This is a genomic window from Pseudoalteromonas sp. S3178 (genome assembly GCF_005886985.1).
Lineage (GTDB): Bacteria > Pseudomonadota > Gammaproteobacteria > Enterobacterales > Alteromonadaceae > Pseudoalteromonas > Pseudoalteromonas carrageenovora.
Window position 1 is genome coordinate 183,683 of the sequence record NZ_PNCW01000019.1, and the last position, 16,204, is coordinate 199,886.

Here is a 16,204-nt window from a genome sequence, read left to right on the forward strand (position 1 = left end):
TTTAATGATTTTGAATGGATTCCACATCGCCCTTTGATGTTAAATCGGCCCTGTGGCAAAGATTAAATACCCTTAATTGTTTAGTTGGAGCCTGTTATGTTGAATAAGCGTTTTTTTAAAACAAAAGATGAAGCTGAAGTAACCTTTGAATTTTCTCACCCTGAAGCAGAGCAAGTTTGCTTATTAGGTGAATTTACTGATTGGCAACCTGTGCCAATGAAGCTTAATAAAAAACAAGGCGTTTTTAAATTTAAACAACGCTTACCTGTAGACCAGCAATTTCACTTTCGTTATTTAGTAAATGGAGACATTTGGGATAACGATCATCAAGCCGACGGCTATATCGCAAATAATTTTGGTACTGAAAACAGCATAGTAAATACTCAACGCATTAATTAAGGCGGGTAAATGGACGCAATTTCGCAGTTGCTTTACCTGCATGGCATAGGCTATGAATTCACTAAGTATACAGGTGAACAGGTATTTTTTAGCGAAGACACGCGCAAACGTGCCTTACAATGTTGTGGCGTAGATACAAATAATGAAGCGCAAATAGCTCAACTAAATTATGATTTAGATGCCTCTAATTGGCTAGGTCTAGTCGCAAACGTTAGTTTGGTTGAGCAACAAAGCCCGCATTTAAAAATTAAAGTAGATGAGCGCCAGCAGAATTTACCAGTTAACATAACTGTACCTTCTTTGAATATAAATATTACACTCGATAATCTTTATAACTTAGCAGTCACAGGTGAATACTATTTACATGGTGTTCGTTATATCGAGCTTGCTGTGCCAATGAATGAAATGCCGATTGGCTATCATGATACAGCTGTTAAAGTAGGTGAACAGCTTGCTCGTACTCAAATTTGGAGTGTTCCTGATCAGGTTTTTCAGGTTAAAGACGTAAAGCGTACGGGGCTTTCAATTCAGCTTTATACGTTAAAAAATAAAGCACAATTAGGTGTAGGTGACTTTAACGATTTACTTGAGCTAACTGCTCTTTGTGGATCGAAAAATATGGATTATATATTACTTAATCCTCTGCATTTACTCTTTGCCACTATACCAGAGCGAGCAAGTCCATATAGCCCTAATAGCCGTGCGTTGCTTAATCCTCTTTATATTTCTGTCGCACTTAGTGCAGATGCACAAAATAATACGCAATTAAATGCACTTATGGATAGTGATGATGTAATTGATTTATTAAACGCAACCGATCAGTTTATTAATTACCATAAGGTTAGCCAGGTCAAATATGCTTTGTTTAAAGCGCTTTATAATCATTTTGAATTAACAGCCAGTACTGAAAGGCGTGAAGCGTTTAATAAATTTTGTAATGAAAATTTAAGTACGCTTTCTACGCTAAATTCAACAGAGCCAGCATTTGATTATTACTTACAGTGGCAAGCTACTGTGCAGTTAGCGCTTTGCCAACAAAGCTGTAAAGACCAAGGAATGGCAATTGGCTTAATCAACGACCTCGCCGTTGGTTGTGCTGGTGATGGTGCTGAATTTTATAATCAGCAAGCATTATTCTCTGAGGGAGCAAATGTTGGTGCGCCGCCAGATCCATGGGCAGAAGCCGGACAAAACTGGGGGCTACCTGCATTAAATCCACAGAGCTTACAACATAACAATTATCAATATTACCGCTCTTTAATACGCGCCAATATGCAAAGTGTAGGCGGTTTACGAATAGATCATGTTATGGCAATTAGGCGTTTATGGTGGTGCTTTGACACTAACGGACACCAAGATGGTTGCTATGTTTACTACCCGTTTGAGCATTTACTCGCTATTTTAAAAATTGAATCGCATATCAATCAAAGCATTGTCATTGGTGAAGATTTAGGCATAGTTCCACCTGAAGTCAAACATGCGTTATCTACTAGTGGTATTTTTTCAAATAGTTTATTTTATTTTGAAAAACAACATGATGGTGAGTTTTTATCAGTAGATGACTTAGCACCTCATTGCTTATTAATGATAGCTAATCATGACGTACCGCCTTTCTCGGGCTGGTGGTGTCACGATGATTTAAATATTAAACAACAATATGAACTGATTAATAAAAGTGAATACGAGCAACAAAAACAACAAAGAATTCAAGAGCAGCACAAGCTTTTACGTTTTATAAACAGCCATAGCAATAAACCTGAACTAGTATTAAATAGCAATGCAACAGATGTTTATGCACAGTTAGCGCTTTGTTTAGCCGGTTCTCAATCAGGCCTATTCGCACTACAAATAGATGATTTAGATGAGCAAAAGTACCCCGTTAACATCCCCGGTACAGATAAAGAGTATCCTAATTGGCGTCGTGTATTAACGCACTCAAGTAAAGATATTTTTACTAAAAATGCTCCGCTATTAGCTGCTATAGATTCAATAAGGAAAGGTTAAATGAGCAGTACAAATAATACAGAATATGATGAGCAGGTAAATGCATTAAATGCAGGGCGATTTAAAGACCCTTTTAGTTTTTTAGGGGCACATAAAACAAATTCAGATATAGAAATTCGTCTTTATTTACCCTCAGCAATCAGTGCAAGCATTACGTTAAATGAAAATAGTGTTGAAGCTAAACGATATAAACGCACTGATTTATTTATAGCTAAGGTAAAAGAGCTACCCACAAAGCCCTACCAATGCAGTGCTCAATATTCAAATACCCTCTCTACCTTTTATGACGAATATAGCTTTGAGAGCGCGCTTGATACAGACGCTATGTATTTATTTAATGAAGGGAGCCTAGAACATGCTTACTCTCATTTTGGCGCCCATTTTAGCTCTTTGCAAAACGTAGAAGGTGTACGTTTTTGTGTTTGGGCACCTAACGCAGCAAGTGTATCTGTAATTGGTGAGTTTAATTTTTGGCAAGCTAATCGTCATTTTATGCGCTTTCATCCAGCAAGTGGTGTGTGGGAATTATTTATTCCTAAGCTTGAAGCTGATATGTGTTACAAGTTTGCTATTACTGCGCAAAGTGGAGAAGTGCTTGAAAAAGCGGACCCTTTTGCTTTTAAAATGCAACAAGCACCGGGTACAGCAAGTGTTCTGCAATATAAACCTGAGCCAATAACGTTAAGTGAAAATGCATTAACTAATAGGCAAAAGCGAAATCATATAGATGCGCCAATAAGCATATACGAAGTACATTTAGGCTCATGGCAGCGAGAAGAGAATAATCGTTATTTAAGTTACACAGAGCTTGCCGACAAACTAGTTAGCTATGCGCAAGAGATGGAATTTACCCACTTACAACTTATGCCAATAAGTGAATACCCATTTGATGGCTCGTGGGGCTATCAACCCGTGGGCTTATTTGCACCAACTAGCCGCTTTGGCGACTACAACAGCTTTAAATATTTTGTAGAGCAATGCCATAAAGCCAATATAGGTATATTACTTGATTGGGTGCCGGGTCATTTTCCTAGTGATCCGCATGGGTTACATCGATTTGATGGCACTCATTTATATGAGCATGCTGATATGCGCCAAGGTTTTCATCCTGATTGGAATACCTACATATACAACTACGACCGCCCAGAGGTAAAAAGCTTTTTAATTTCTAATGCGATGTATTGGCTACATCAATTTGGTTTGGATGGGCTGAGAGTAGACGCTGTAGCTTCCATGCTTTATTTAGATTACAGCCGAAAAGAAGGTGAATGGGTCGCTAATTGTTATGGCGGACGTGAAAACTTAGGTGCAATAGAGTGCTTAAAACAAGTGAACATGCGCAGCTACAAAAATAATCCTGGCATTATGATGGTGGCTGAAGAGTCAACGGCTTGGCCTGGTGTAACTCAAAGTGTTGAACATAACGGGCTTGGGTTTGGCTATAAATGGAATATGGGGTGGATGAACGACAGCCTTCATTATATGCAGCATGACCCTTTGTACCGTCAGCATCATCACCACGAAATGACCTTTTCTATGGTCTACGCTTTTAGCGAAAACTACATATTACCGCTTAGCCATGATGAAGTAGTTCATGGCAAAGGCTCTTTAATTGAAAAAATGCCAGGTGATGATTGGCAAAAATTTGCAAATTTACGCGCTTATTACGCATTTATGTGGGCGCATCCGGGTAAAAAACTATTGTTTATGGGCGGTGAAATAGCTCAGCGTAAAGAGTGGGGGCATGACCACTCTATCGATTGGCATTTACTTGAGCATCAAAGCCATAACGGAGTAAAGCGAACGGTTAAAGCACTTAATACTGTTTATAAAAATCAACCTGCTTTGTACGAGCTTGATTCTAGCGCGGCTGGTTTTACTTGGATTGATAATAACAACAACCAACAAAGTATTTTGAGCTTTGTACGTTATGCAAAAACTGCCAAAGACTTTGTAGTTGTTATTGCTAACTTTACACCCGCTTCGTATGAAAATTACGTCATTGGTGTACCAAATAAAGGGCAATATAAAGTTATCTTAAATACAGATGAAACACAGTTTTTTGGTTCAGGAATTAAAGTAACAGATAACCCATCGCAAATTGTAAACACAATTGATGAAGACAATCATGGTTTCAAGCAAAGTATTTCTATTGCCATTGGTGGCCTAACCACTATTTACTTACAAAAGGTTGATGATGAGTAATCTATTCGATGCTGCCCATGGCAATGTAGAGCCACTGGGTTCGAGTGTTAGTGATAACGGCGTAAACTTTTCGTTATATGCACCAAATGCAAGCCAAGCTTATGTTTGTTTGTTTGATAAAAGTGGTCATTCAGAAATTTTAAAAATGGCAATGAACATCAACGAAGGTGGCGTGTGGAGTATTCATATATCACCACTTAGCGCAGGGGCACTTTACGGTTTTAGGGTTGAAGGAGAATATAATCCATCACATGGTTTGCTGTTTAATGAAAACAAGTTACTAATTGACCCATACGCGAAAGACATTTTTGGTGAGTTTACATGGAGTGAGCGCCATTATGGGCAAATGCCAATTGGCACAAAAAGCTGTGTAAATAATGCTATTGATGTTCCAAAATCTAAAGTGGCTGCTCAGGTTCATTACGAGCACAAAAAGCCAAAGCATCGCTGGTCTAATACTGTTATTTACGAATGCCACGTTAAAGGAACTACCTGTCGTCATCCTAAAATACCTAAATCTTTACAAGGTAAGTTTTTAGGGTTGAGTCACCCAAGTTTTATTGAGCATTTACATAATTTAGGCGTAACCGCAGTAGAGTTATTACCTGTTCATGCGTTTATTAGTGAGCAATTTTTAACAGCCAAAGGGCTGCAAAACTATTGGGGTTACAACACACTAAACTTTTTTACTCCCCATAAAGACTATTTAGTAAATGACGATATAAACGAATTTAAGCAAATGGTTAAGCAGTTTCACGACGCCGACATAGAAGTGATACTCGACGTTGTTTACAACCACACAGCAGAGGCTGGTAACGATGGCCCAATATTGTCGCTGCGAGGGCTCGATAACTTAGCTTATTATCGTACTGCACACGATCAACCTAACGTATATATAAACGATACCGGCTGTGGTAACACCATAAATATTGATCACCCAAAAACATTACAACTAGTACTCGATAGCTTAAGGTATTGGGTTGAAGTGATGGGGGTTGATGGTTTTAGGTTTGATTTAGCGACTATTTTGGCACGTTCTAAATCGGGGTTTAGCTCTGGGCATACTTTTTTACAAGCCATTGCACAAGACCCTGTATTAAACAAAGTAAAACTTATTAGTGAACCATGGGATATTGGCCCAGGCGGCTATCAATTAGGCGCATTTCCGCCACCTTGGCGAGAATGGAACGATCAATATCGTGATGTTATTAGGCGTTTTTGGCAAAGTGAAACCGGCATAATTGCAAACGTAGCTAAACGATTACATGGCTCGTTTGACATTTTTGAGCATAGCCAACGCGGCCCACTCAACAGCATAAACTTTATAACCAGTCATGATGGTTTTACTCTTGCTGATCTGGTGAGTTATGAGCATAAACATAACGAAGCAAATGGCGAGCAAAACAGAGATGGTCACAGTGCAAATCACTCATTTAACTGTGGCGTAGAAGGTTTTACCAGTGACGTAAAAATAACATCACTAAGGTTACAACAACAAAAGAACTTTTTACTTACTTTAATACTCTCAAAAGGAGTGCCAATGATTGCTGCTGGCAGCGAAATGGCACATTCTCAAGGGGGGAATAACAATGCTTATTGTCAAAACAATCGCACGAGTTGGCTTGCATGGAAAGACTCACAGCTGAATCATTCTTTAACACGATTTATAGACGACGCCCTTAAAATTAGACGTGCACACAGTGCGTTTAAACACAGTGTATTTTTAGACGATATAGACGAGCGCTTTACAGTTAAATGGTTTACCGAGCAAGGTAAAACCATGACTGATGCACATTGGCATGAAGACTCCAGACAATTTTTAATGTACAGCTTACTTGATAAGCAAAACAAACATGCATTGCTGATTGTATTTAATGCCAGTAAAAAAACAATTTTTTGCCAATTGCCACCTTCGCCAATTAAAGCGCAGTGGCAAATGGTTTTATCGAGTGTCAATAATGCATCTGCGAGAAGTAATGAAGATGCGATGGTTGAAATTTCAGCACAAAGTAGTTGGGTTTTTAGTGCCAATTTAGAGGACGTAGGTCATGGCTAAACAAGGTGAACAAGTGTGTGTAGTAAAGGGTTGGCAAGAAGGCCCTGTTATTGATGAAAGTACCCTTAAAGATGACTTAACACGGCATTTTTATTATACCCTCGGACGAGATAAAGTCGGCGAGTCGCAGCATTATTTGTATCATGCATTAGCACTTACTATTCGTGACAGACTTGTTGCGCGCTGTAGAGAAACAAACCAACAAATTAAACAAGATAAGCGCCGTAAAACGGCTTATTTATCGCTTGAATTTTTAATGGGGCGAGCTTTAGGCAATGCCGTATTAAACTTAGATTTAGATGAGCAAGTAAGCGCTGCACTGCAGGAGTATTGCACTTCAATAGAAACGATTGAAGATGCTGAGCACGATGCTGGGCTTGGTAATGGTGGCCTAGGGCGTTTAGCTGCTTGTTTTTTAGATAGTTGCGCGAGTTTAGCGCTACCGGTTGTAGGTTATGGCCTGCGTTACGAATACGGTATGTTTAATCAATCAATTAAAGATGGCAACCAAATAGAGCAGCCTGATAATTGGCTTAGGGAAGGTCATCCTTGGGAGCTTAGTGCGCCTGAGCATGCTAAACGCGTAAAATTTGGCGGCTATGTACAAAGCTACACAGATAAATACGCACGTGAGCATCGTCAATGGATAAGCTCACAGGATGTATTAGCCGTTCCTTATGATGTACCTGTACCTGGTTATAAAAACAATATTGTAAATACACTTCGCTTATGGAAATCAGAGGCAACTGATGAATTTAACTTAACCGAGTTTAATGCCGGCAGTTACTCAGAAGCGGTTGCGCAAAAAAACTTAGCAGAGCAAATTACGATGGTGCTGTATCCAAACGATAGCAGCGAAAATGGTAAAGAGCTTAGGTTACGCCAACAATACTTTTTGTCATCTGCAAGTATTCAAGACATTGTTGATCAGTGGGTAAGCCAACATGGCGAAAACTTTACAGACTTTGCTGATTATCATGTATTTCAATTAAACGATACCCACCCAAGCATTGCAGTGGCAGAGCTTATGCGTATTTTAATTGATGACTACGAGCTTGATTGGGATGATGCGTGGCAAATTACGACTAAAACAATGGCCTACACAAATCATACGTTACTTCCAGAAGCGCTGGAAAAATGGTCTGTATCGCTGTTTGCAAAACTTTTACCGCGCATATTAGAAATAGTATTTGAGATAAACGCACGCTTTTTAGCGCAAGTTGCCCAACAATGGCCTGGAGACGTTGAAAAACAACGTGCGCTGTCGCTTATAGAAGAGGGTGACGAGCCGCAAATTCGCATGGCTTATTTAGCTATTGTGGGTAGTTACTCTGTAAATGGTGTTGCGGCACTGCACACAGAATTATTAAAAGCAGGTTTGTTTAAAGAGTTTTACGAACTTTGGCCAAACAAATTTAATAATAAAACCAATGGTGTTACCCCAAGGCGTTGGCTTGCGCATTGTAATGTGAGCTTAAGCGAATTAATTAGCGAAAAAATTGGTAAAGATTGGGTTAAAGAGTTTTCTAAAATTAGTGATTTACGCCGATTTTATGATGACAAAAAATTTCATGGTCAATGGCAAAACGCTAAGCGCGAAAACAAGCAACGTTTAGTTGATTTAGTTAAAGCGCGATGTGGTGTTGAATTTGACGTATCAATGATGTTTGACGTACAGGTAAAACGTATTCACGAGTACAAACGTCAGCTTTTAAATATATTACATGTTATTCATTTATACGACCGTATTCGCCGAGGCGACACGCAAGGTATAGTGCCTCGCTGTGTATTATTAGGTGGTAAAGCTGCACCGGGTTATTACATGGCTAAAAAAATAATCAAGCTGATTAATAATGTAGCTGAGGTTATTAATAAAGACCCTTTAGCAGCGCCCTATTTACGAGTTGCATTTTTACCAAACTACAATGTAACAGCAATGGAAACTATATGCCCTGCAACAGATTTATCAGAGCAAGTATCTACGGCAGGTAAAGAAGCTTCTGGCACGGGTAATATGAAATTTATGATGAATGGTGCACTGACTATTGGCACATTAGATGGTGCAAACATTGAAATTAGAGATGCTGTTGGTGCTGATAACTTCTTTTTGTTTGGTGCACAAGCGCACGAAATTGACGATATTAAATCGCGTTACAACCCTGAGCACTTAATTGCACAAAATAGTGATTTAAATAATGTAATGCAACTTCTCGAAAGTGGGCATTTCAATTTATTTGAACCATGCTTATTTGAAGACATAACAAATTCGATAAAGAGCCCACACGATCCATGGCTCACTGCACATGATTTTGAAAGCTACGTAGCGGCGCAGAAAGAAGTTGATAAAGCCTATGCAGATCAAACCTACTGGACACAAATGAGTATTTTAAATACAGCAGCCAGTGGTATGTTTTCAAGTGATAGAACCATAAGCCAATACAGTGAAGATATTTGGCATTTAGAACCCCTCAATATTAGTGAAACAGACTTAACGACAACTACAAGCCATGCCACTAACAGCCTAGACTAAATGGAGAGAGTATTATGCCTAATTATGCAAATCGCTACATAAGTAGCCTAACCAGAGAAACTTACGCGTTAATACTGGCAGGCGGACGCGGTTCTCGCCTGCATGAGCTAACAGATTGGCGTGCAAAGCCTGCAGTTTATTTTGGCGGAAAGCATCGAATTATCGATTTTCCGCTATCAAACTGTATCAACTCTGGTGTGAGGCGTGTAGGTATTGCCACACAATATAAGTCGCACTCGCTAATACGACACGTTAACCGAGCATGGGGGCACTTTAAAAAGGAGCTTGGAGAATCTGTAGAGATTTTGCCTGCATCTCAGCGCCAAGGTGATGATTGGTATTGTGGTACCGCCGATGCCGTATTTCAAAACATGGATATTATTCGTCACGAGCTCCCTAAATACGTGATGATTTTATCAGGCGATCATGTTTACCGTATGGACTATGGTGCGCTACTCGCTGAGCATGTTCAAAAGGGTGCAGATATGACTGTTTGCTGCCTAGAAGTGCCAGTTGAAGAAGCTGCAGATACCTTTGGTGTAATGACCGTAGATGAGCAAAGCAGAGTATGTCGTTTTGATGAAAAGCCAGCTATGCCAAGTTCAGTACCAGGTAAACCAGGGACGTGTTTAGCCTCTATGGGTAATTACGTGTTTAATACTGAGTTTTTATTTGAACAGCTTAAAAAAGATTCAGAAAACGAAGGCTCAGGACGCGATTTTGGCCACGATATAATCCCAGCCATTATTGAAGAGCACAGTGTATATGCGTTTCCATTTAGAGACCCTCTTCAAGAAGGTCAGCCTTATTGGCGCGATGTAGGTACGCTTGATTCTTTTTGGGAAGCTAACATGGAGCTGGTAATGCCAGAGCCACAACTCGACTTATACGATCCAACATGGCCAATATGGACATATCAAGAGCAGTTACCACCAGCCAAATTCATTTTTGATGACGATGACAGACGCGGAATGGCACTGGACTCAACCGTTTCGGGTGGCTGTATAATTTCAGGCTCAGTGGTCAGAAAATCATTGCTGTTTTCTAATGTGCATGTTCGCTCTTTTTGTACCATTGAGGAATCCGTTATTTTACCCGGTGCAGTAATAAATCGTGGCTGTAAAATTAAACGCGCGATAATAGATAGAAGCTGTGAAATACCGGCAGGGCTTGAAATTGGTATTGATCGCAAAGCAGATCAAGAAAATGGCTTTAGAGTGTCTAAAAAGGGCATAGTACTTGTCACCCGTGATATGCTCACTGAGCTTGCAAAAAAGTTAGAGCGCCAATCTCAAGAGAATAAAAAGCTAGCGTAACAATTAGCTAAATAAGCACGACAACACAAGCTTGCTCATATTTGAGCAAGCTAATATAGGTTTATAGGAAGTAGTGAATTAATGCATGTATTAATGGTTGCAGCAGAAAACGACGCGTTACCAGGCGCAAAAGTAGGTGGCGTTGCAGATGTGGTTCGTGATGCGCCAAAAGCGCTTGCAGAGCAAGGTATAACAGTTGATGTGGTGATCCCCGATTATGGTATACACGATCTAAATCGAACTCACATTGGTGATGTAACCGTTGCTTTTAATGCTCATCCACATGTTTTAACACTTTTTAAGGTAGAGCAGAGTCAAAGTAAAGTAACGCAAATTGTTGTCAGCCATCCATTATTAAGTAATTCGGGCAGTGTGTATTGTAACGATGCCCCAGGAAGACCTTTTGCAACTGATGCAACCAAGTTTGCTTTGTTTAATGCAGCCGTGTGTGAAGCATTATTGCAAGGTGTATTAAAACGCCCAACAGCGCTTCATTTACATGATTGGCACAGTGCATGTGTTGCTGTTTTACTTAAATTTGAACCACGTTATCAAACATTAAATAACTTAAACATTGCCTACACAGTTCATAATATTGCACTGCAAGGAATAAGACCCTTTAAGTACGACGACTCAAGCCTAGAGGCGTGGTTTCCTTCACTTAGTTACGATGGCCAGCAACTGTGTGACCCCCGCTATCCTCATTGCTTTAATCCTATGCGCAGTGCAATTAACTTGGCAAATAAGGTTCACCTAGTGTCGCCAACGTATAGTCAAGAAGTACTAAAACCGAGTAATTATGAGCATGGTTTTTTTGGTGGCGAAGGGTTAGAGCAAGACCTAAAAAATGCCGCTGATAATGGAAAACTCGTTGGTATTTTAAATGGCTGCGAATATCCCAATAGCACAGATAAAAAAGTATCATTGGATGATTTATATAGCCAAGCACAAAACACCTTATTTAATTGGATGGCAAAAACGCCACAGCTTGAAAGTGGCTACTATATTGCTCATCAACGATTACAACAATTTATGGCATCACCTGTTAAAGGGCCATTAGTTACAAGTGTAGGCAGACTTACTGAGCAAAAAGTTTTGCTCTTGTGTCAGTCTATTGAAAGCTCATTAGCTATCGATAAAGTGTGTAAAATAGTGAATGAATTTAATGGCCGGATTATTATATTAGGTTCAGGAGATGAAGCACTAGAAGAGGTGTTTACTAAAGCAATGGCGCGCAATACAAACCTTTTATTTTTGAAAGGTTACGGACAAGGTGTTGGTGATTTAATGTATCAATTAGGAGATTTATTTTTAATGCCTAGCTCATTTGAACCTTGTGGTATTAGCCAAATGCTGGCAATGCGAGCAGGACAGCCTTGTTTGGTTCACAGTGTTGGCGGACTGAAAGATACCGTAAAGCATAATGAAAACGGTTTTAGTTTTAATGCTGGTACGCTTAGTAAGCAAGCCGATTCACTGCTAAAGTGTTTACATGAAACACTAACGTTACACAAAGAACAGCCTAAGCAATGGCAAAAAATTAAAGCTAATGCTAAAGGTGCACGTTTTTCGTGGACTCAAGTGGCAACTGATTATATTTCATACTTATATCAATAAAGTTAATGTAAATACACCTTAGCTCCGTGACATAGCAGCTTATTTACGTTATTAATTACTTGGTATTAGTAAATTTAATAAAAGTAGGTAATGTGTCTGTATTTGTTGCAAGGCAAGCGATATTTAATCGTCGTCAAAACGTAGTTGCCTACGAGTTGCTATTTAGGGACAGCCCCAAAAATTATTTCCCTGATATTTGTGAAGGCGAAGCCACTGCGCGCCTAATAATGGAAAACCAATTAAATCTCGGAACTCGCCATATTACCTCGGGTAAAAAAGCATTAATAAATATCGGCCCTGAATCGTTAGAGCTTGATTTATGTGCGTTTTTACCTTGCCAGGATGTTGTAATTGAATTGCTCGAAACCATAGAGCCAAATGATGAAAATTACGAGATGTGCCGTGACTTATTTCATCGTAATTACAATTTAGCACTTGATGATTTTGTTTATAAACCGCAGTGGGATAGGTTTTTAAAGCTTGTTAAATTAATAAAGTTTGATATTTCAATTACACCATTAAGTGAAATAACACCTGTAATAGAAAAGCTTCAGCAACATAAAAAAATTAAGCTTTTAGCTGAAAAATTAGAAACCCAAGAGGACTTTGAATTAGCCCATAAAATGGGGTTTGATTATTTTCAAGGGTACTTTTTTGCAAAACCCACCATGATCAAACAAAACGACATTGATTATAACTATGCTTTAGTCGTCGCTATTTACGCAGAAATAATGAAACCCAGTCCAGATATAAAAGCCATTGCTGGTTTGTTTGAACTTGATGCTGCGTTAGCCTATAAATTGCTTAGATTAATCAATAGTGGTGTTTTTCCTATTCAAAGTAAAATATCATCACTTAAACAAGCCTTGGTCTACCTTGGGCACGAGCGATTAAAAAAGTTTGTCAGCCTTATTGTTACTGCTCATACCGCAGGTAAAAAACCTGCAGAGCTAATGCAGGTTTGTGTAGTACGCGCACGTTTTTGTGAGTTATTAGCAAAAAAGGTTAATAAGAGCCTGTCAGGTGAAGCATTTTTAACAGGATTATTTTCACTACTCGATGCAATACTTGATCAACCCATGAGCTTACTCGTTGAAAAGCTCCCTTTTCCTGATGAAATAAAAACGGCATTATTAGGGGATAAAAACACACTGTATTATATTCTAAATGTTGTTAAAGCGTACGAAACTGGAAGCTGGTGGGCGCTTGAACAAGCTGTAATATTAATTAATCTCGATAGCAAAGTATTACCTAACTTATATCAACAAGCTGTTGATTGGGCTGATAATTATAAAAATAAGAGTTAAAGGAAGTTAAATCTCAGTTATGCGTAATTATAATATGGATTTTATACGCGGTATTGCAGTGCTTTGCCTTGTTTACATGAACGGTTATGCTTTTGGGTTAGGGGAATATATCTATACACCATTAGCTACTCCACCTTTTAGCGATGTTGTTATTCAAACCCTTAGTAGTATTTTTATTGATGGGCGTTTTAGAACGCTGTTCAGCCTTCTTTTTGGTGCTGGGCTATTTATTCAGTGGCAGCGCTACAAATCAACTATTCCTATAAAAGCGAGACTGTATTGGCTCATTATTTTTGGTTTAGCACATGGTTTTTTACTTTGGGCTGGCGATATTTTATTTGTTTACGGGGTATGCGGTTGGTGGGTGCTTAAATTTGTAGAAACTAATAATAATATGCTTTTAAAAAGAGGCATTATATTTATGTTATTAGCTTGCGCAGTGACCTTTTTGTTTTTAATGAACTTGCCTGATGAGAATATTTATCGCGACTCTCAAGCATTTATAGATTTATATAGCCCGCACTATAAGGACTATTTTATCAGTAACTTAGGTTACAATATGATTGCAGTTGTAGCGGTTCCATTCTTAGCTTTTTTGATGTTTTCTGGCATTATGCTCATTGGAATATACTTATATAAGTTGGAGGTATTTACCAAAGGGCTTACTTCGCAGCAGTTATTTGTGTGCGTTAGTGGGGCGTTTGTTTTTACAAGCTTAAGGCTTTTAATACCTCAGGGAAATGATGGTTTAAGTCTAGCTACTCAAGAATTAGTAAATACATTTGCAGCGCTTTTTATAGCCGTGCTTTATATTCATATCATAGTTAAATTTTGCAATAACAGGGTACACGTTGGCACGCTTATTCAACAAGTAGGGCGATTAGCATTCACCCTATATATAAGCCAAACCATAATGCAATTAATGCTTTATAAGGTTTTATTTCCGCAGTGGGTATTAAGTTTTAATCGTATAGATTATTGGTTAGTAGCAACCGCTTTGGTCATTGTGCAACTGTTATTTACAGCGCTATATAGCCGCTTTTATGCACAAGGGCCGCTTGAATTTATATGGCGTAAGCTCACTCAATTAAAAATTAGCGCCTAAACACCTATTTATATTAAATTAGGGGCGAAAAATAAGTGTGTGTGGTTTACACTAGTCGCCTTTAAAATTACGACTGTTAAGTGCCATGACCGAATTAAAACGTTTAAATAAATTTATAAGTGAAACTGGGTTTTGCTCACGTCGTGAAGCCGATAAATATATTGAGCAGGGTCGTGTTACGGTTAATGGTAATATGCCAGAAATGGGCGTAAAAGTAGCAGATACTGATACCGTTTTGATTGATGGTAATCCCCTTCGCGCAAAACCAAAGCGTGTCTATATTGCTTATAATAAACCGGTTGGTATTACGTGTACTACCGAGAGTAAAATTCAAAGTAACATAGTTAAAGCCGTTAACTACCCAACGCGTATTTTCCCTATTGGACGATTAGATAGACCATCAGAAGGGCTAATCTTTTTAACCAACGAAGGCGATATCGTAAATAAAATTTTGCGCGCTGGTAATAACCACGAAAAAGAATACGTAGTCACGGTTGATAAACCACTAAACCGCCAATTTGTGACCAAAATGGCAAACGGTATCCCTATTTTAGATACTGTTACCAAAAAGTGTAAAGTTACCCAAACGGCTCCTCAAGAATTTAAAATTGTCCTTACTCAGGGTTTAAACCGTCAAATTCGCCGTATGTGCGAATACTTAGGCTATGAAGTTGTGACATTAAAACGTACACGCATTATGAACGTGACGCTTAAAGGCTTAAAAGTAGGGCAGTGGCGTCATTTAACCGATGTAGAAATGGCGCAAATTAACGATTCGATAGCCGATTCGGGTAAAACGCAAGAGCACTCGGTTGATAATAACAAGCAAAATAGCATGAGTAATAACAATAAAGGCGAGCCTAAAAAGCGTGATTTTCAGGGTGAAAACCCACGCGCTTTTAATAATGAACGAGGCACTCGCACGCAAAGAAGTAATTCACCCTATCAAAAACGCTCTACTACCTATGTAGGTAAAGGCGGAGCTAGTAAAAATACGCAAGACGATAGTAAAAACTTAAATAACAACAAGCCAGCAAATCGTAAAGCTCGTTCATCTGGCACGTTAAGTTTAAAAAAGTAGTGTCTTAAAAGTTCAACTACCACTGTATTTGATGAACTATAGACCCTAGTGGGCTTTTAACGCCCACTATGTTTATATTTTCATTTTGTAAGCGTTGCAACTTACTCTTATCTAAATACCATCTAAAAGAGCGCTTTCTGTAAGTATTTAAATCTAACACAACCAGCTTAGCGCAGCTGTATTCGTAATCAGTCGGGCATGCCTCTACAGCGAGTAGTTGATACTCTTGCTGCCAGCTATTATCGCTATAATAATAAGCCCAAAATTTCATTGAAATACAAAAAGCAGCCCACAGCCATAAGTAAACTAAAACAGGTATAAACAAAATACCAAGCCAGCCCCTAAGCTTCCCATCGTGCTATAGGGCCTGTTGACCTTTCAGGATTAAAATTTGTTCAAACTAGGGGCGATTTAATCGCGGCGCGAGGTTTGTAACCTAGTGGGCTAAGTAAAAACCGAGCAACAAAGAGTAAATTGCCCCTAGGCAGAACCCTTCGGGCAGCGCATGTTTGGCATTTATGCTGCGTTATCGCCTATTTATGGGGAATAACCACACTACATAGGCTCTGCCTTGCCTAAATGCC

Annotated in this window: 11 protein-coding genes; 10 read left to right on the top strand and 1 reads right to left on the bottom strand. The window is 39.0% G+C overall.

All coding sequences use genetic code 11. The features are described 5' to 3' along the window. Positions 1-96: 96 nt before the first annotated feature. The 10 genes from CWC11_RS05615 (at position 97) to rluF (ending at position 15,620) form a co-directional block, all read left to right on the top strand. Entirely contained in the window at positions 97-399 is a 303-nt protein-coding gene (locus CWC11_RS05615; RefSeq protein WP_058550241.1) for an isoamylase early set domain-containing protein, read from the top strand. 9 nt (positions 400-408) lie between these two features. Next, positions 409-2,403 carry a 4-alpha-glucanotransferase gene (gene malQ / locus CWC11_RS05620; protein ID WP_138681881.1) on the top strand — a complete coding sequence of 665 codons (1,995 nt, stop codon included), beginning with the start codon at positions 409-411 and terminating at the stop codon, positions 2,401-2,403. Then, complete coding sequence (gene glgB, locus CWC11_RS05625; protein WP_138681882.1) at positions 2,404-4,608, top strand: 1,4-alpha-glucan branching protein GlgB; 2,205 nt, start codon at positions 2,404-2,406, stop codon at positions 4,606-4,608. Further along, positions 4,601-6,664, top strand: coding sequence for a glycogen debranching protein GlgX (gene glgX, locus CWC11_RS05630; protein WP_138681883.1), 2,064 nt, complete (start codon positions 4,601-4,603; stop codon positions 6,662-6,664). Before glgB ends, glgX begins: the two co-directional genes overlap by 8 nt. Next, positions 6,657-9,194 (top strand): glycogen/starch/alpha-glucan phosphorylase, encoded by a 2,538-nt coding sequence (locus tag CWC11_RS05635; protein WP_138681884.1) that lies wholly within the window; start codon positions 6,657-6,659, stop codon positions 9,192-9,194. The genes glgX and CWC11_RS05635 overlap by 8 nt, the downstream gene beginning before the upstream one ends. 14 nt (positions 9,195-9,208) lie before the next feature. Beyond that, positions 9,209-10,510: a glucose-1-phosphate adenylyltransferase gene (glgC, locus tag CWC11_RS05640; RefSeq protein ID WP_138681885.1), complete on the top strand. Its 1,302-nt coding sequence runs from the start codon at positions 9,209-9,211 to the stop codon at positions 10,508-10,510. Between the two features lie 81 nt (positions 10,511-10,591). Continuing rightward, on the top strand, positions 10,592-12,127 hold the full coding sequence (locus CWC11_RS05645) for a glycogen synthase (RefSeq protein WP_138681886.1): 1,536 nt from the start codon (positions 10,592-10,594) through the stop codon (positions 12,125-12,127). Between the two features lie 92 nt (positions 12,128-12,219). Further along, positions 12,220-13,434 (top strand): EAL and HDOD domain-containing protein, encoded by a 1,215-nt coding sequence (locus tag CWC11_RS05650; RefSeq protein ID WP_138681887.1) that lies wholly within the window; start codon positions 12,220-12,222, stop codon positions 13,432-13,434. A gap of 19 nt (positions 13,435-13,453) precedes the next feature. Continuing rightward, positions 13,454-14,539: a DUF418 domain-containing protein gene (locus tag CWC11_RS05655; protein ID WP_502704792.1), complete on the top strand. Its 1,086-nt coding sequence runs from the start codon at positions 13,454-13,456 to the stop codon at positions 14,537-14,539. 85 nt (positions 14,540-14,624) lie between these two features. Continuing rightward, a complete protein-coding gene (gene rluF / locus CWC11_RS05660) occupies positions 14,625-15,620 on the top strand; it encodes a 23S rRNA pseudouridine(2604) synthase RluF (RefSeq protein WP_138681888.1) in 996 nt (331 codons plus the stop codon). Positions 15,621-15,636: 16 nt separating this feature from the next. Here rluF and CWC11_RS05665 read toward each other — a convergent pair whose 3' ends face one another. Beyond that, a complete protein-coding gene (locus tag CWC11_RS05665) occupies positions 15,637-15,891 on the bottom strand; it encodes a hypothetical protein (RefSeq protein ID WP_212748082.1) in 255 nt (84 codons plus the stop codon). Positions 15,892-16,204 lie beyond the last annotated feature (313 nt).